This window comes from Heliobacterium chlorum, assembly GCF_014502795.1.
Classification (GTDB): Bacteria; Bacillota; Desulfitobacteriia; order Heliobacteriales; family Heliobacteriaceae; genus Heliobacterium; species Heliobacterium chlorum.
The window spans coordinates 1-2071 of sequence record NZ_JACVHF010000078.1; the positions used below are offsets into that span (position 1 = coordinate 1).

At 45.2% G+C, this 2071-nt stretch carries 3 protein-coding genes; all 3 read left to right on the plus strand.

Annotated features, from left to right (window positions below; genetic code table 11):
- Positions 1–241, plus strand: a 241-nt coding sequence (locus tag H1S01_RS19970) for a DNA methyltransferase (RefSeq protein WP_188042138.1), incomplete at its 5' end; no start/stop codon positions are given.
- A gap of 1051 nt (positions 242–1292) precedes the next feature.
- Positions 1293–1535 carry a DUF805 domain-containing protein gene (locus tag H1S01_RS19975; RefSeq protein WP_207732432.1) on the plus strand — a complete coding sequence of 81 codons (243 nt, stop codon included), beginning with the start codon at positions 1293–1295 and terminating at the stop codon, positions 1533–1535.
- Positions 1536–1703: 168 nt separating this feature from the next.
- A partial coding sequence (locus H1S01_RS19980; RefSeq protein WP_188042139.1) for a phBC6A51 family helix-turn-helix protein occupies positions 1704–2071 on the plus strand: 368 nt, incomplete at its 3' end.

A 2071-nucleotide genomic window follows, 5' to 3' on the forward strand; every position in this document is an offset into this window, starting at 1 on the left:
CGTATGGGCCGTGCCTCGCGATCCGGCAGCGACCTACATCCACCCCACGCAAAAGCCGGTAAAGCTGGCCGAGACGATTATTGAGAAGTCATCGAAGCCGGGTGATGTTGTACTGGTCCCGTTTTGCGGTAGTGGGGGAGACTGCGTAGCGGCTAAGCGGATGGGGCGGAGGTTCATTGCGTTTGATGTTGAGGAGCAGTACGTGGAGGCCGCGAGTAACCGGCTTGCAGTGGTGGCTTAGTTTTGCTGTTTAATGTTTGACCAATGTGTATAACAGCTAGAGCTGTAGTACCGTTTTCTAAAAATAAAACTTGCTTCCGGTCTAGGTAGCTATTGTGATTGTTGTAACAAAGTGGTATGATGAATGTGACAGAATTATCAGTTGCCTACCGCAAAGGTAAGGCATACCCTGGCTTTTATTCAAAGGCTGGGGTATTTTATTTTTGTGGAGAAGTTACTTCGCCACAGCCATGCCTGTTTCGCCACGTGTGCCGAAAGAGCCCATTGCCAATATAATTCCATTCAAATAATAACTGCGAGGCACACGTTGGCACACAGGAAGCGACGACAATGGTCGAATAATAATCGAGGACCGGCTGCATAGCTGGTTGAACTGGAACATCCACCATTCATAATTTTGATGAGTTGTTGCGGCCACGACGTTGCCAACCCAGCTGTGCGGCAGCTGAGCGAGGCGAGTGCGAGGGTGGAAGTGGCATGTCATAAGTGATTAAAAAATAACTTTGGCAAATGGCATCTAGATTGAGGAGTTACTGTTCATAGAGCGATGTCAAAAACGACGACGTCGTCAATCTTGACGTCAACCACCTTTGACACTAACTATACAGTGTCTTAACTCTATAACTAAATACACTGTTATTAAACTTTGGTAACACTATATCTATAAGATTATCAAAGAACAGTGAAACACAGTAACGAAACACATATATATACGCCGGACGCTGGCCATGCCATCCGCCCAGATATCATACCAACTTGGAAGCCTCTGTGAAATATGGGATTACTGGCGGACATTCCTGTAAGATACCTGTCACAAATCATAAGCACCCTAATTGGCGGATAAAATACTTTATTGAAAAAATATGTAAATATGTGTTATAATATCTTTGCCATTGTGATCCTCCCTTGTGGGGATGAGCCTTCCAGGAGGCTCTTTTTTTATTTCGGGTAATAGCTTGACTTCGGAAATCAGTCATATCATCTCCTTACAGGAATAAGATCGAAGAGTGCCGCTTGCACTATTAATTCTTGTAAGGGGAGGGAAATGAACAATGAACGAGATGGGCGATTTCCTAGCCGTTAGTACAATTGGCTCCGCAATTTTTGCGATCATCATGGCTATTGTCTCGATCGTTGCTTTCTGGAAGATATTCAGTAAGGCTGGATTCTCACCGTGGATGAGCTTGCTTATGCTGGTGCCGGTAATCAACTTTATCGCTTTTTTATATTTAGCCTTTGCGGATTGGCCAGCATTGAAAAACCAAAGCCAATTTATTGAACGCCCTTTAGAATAAGAAAGAGCGACATGCAGTGGAATATCGGATTCACTGTAATGTCGCTCTTTTATTACGACCATTTTCAGCGTTGGTGACGTTACACTGACGAGTACTGTGAATTGCCGATATTAGTTGCAAAGTTACAAGTAGGTTCTAATTTCACACCCAAAAGGAGGAACTGAACTGTTGTCAGATCAATCGAAGAAATACGCGTTGAACGGCTCGCAGAGACTCGCTGCTGAAATACTCGCCTCCAATGACGTCCACAAAATGACGTTGGCCCAAATTGCGGAAGAAGCCGGTATCAGCGAACGGACGTTATATCGCTGGAAGCAAGACCCCGACTTTATCGCTTACCAGAATGAGGTGGCGGAGTTAGCGATGAAAGACTTCCTAGCCGAAGCTTATAACAGCCTAAAATCCATTGCTCGCGGTAGCCAAAGCGAGAAGAATAAGTTAAAAGCGATCGAATTGGTGATGAAGAACCAGGGCCGGTTGACGGAAGTGCAGAAGGTTGAGGCTAAGATAGAGGATGCCCGTTCCAACGAAGCGAT

Excerpts from the sequence above, each read along its gene's own strand:
- H1S01_RS19975 (WP_207732432.1), top strand. The coding sequence starts at position 1,293 with ATGAACGAGATGGGCGATTTCCTAGCCGTTAGTACAATTGGCTCCGCA.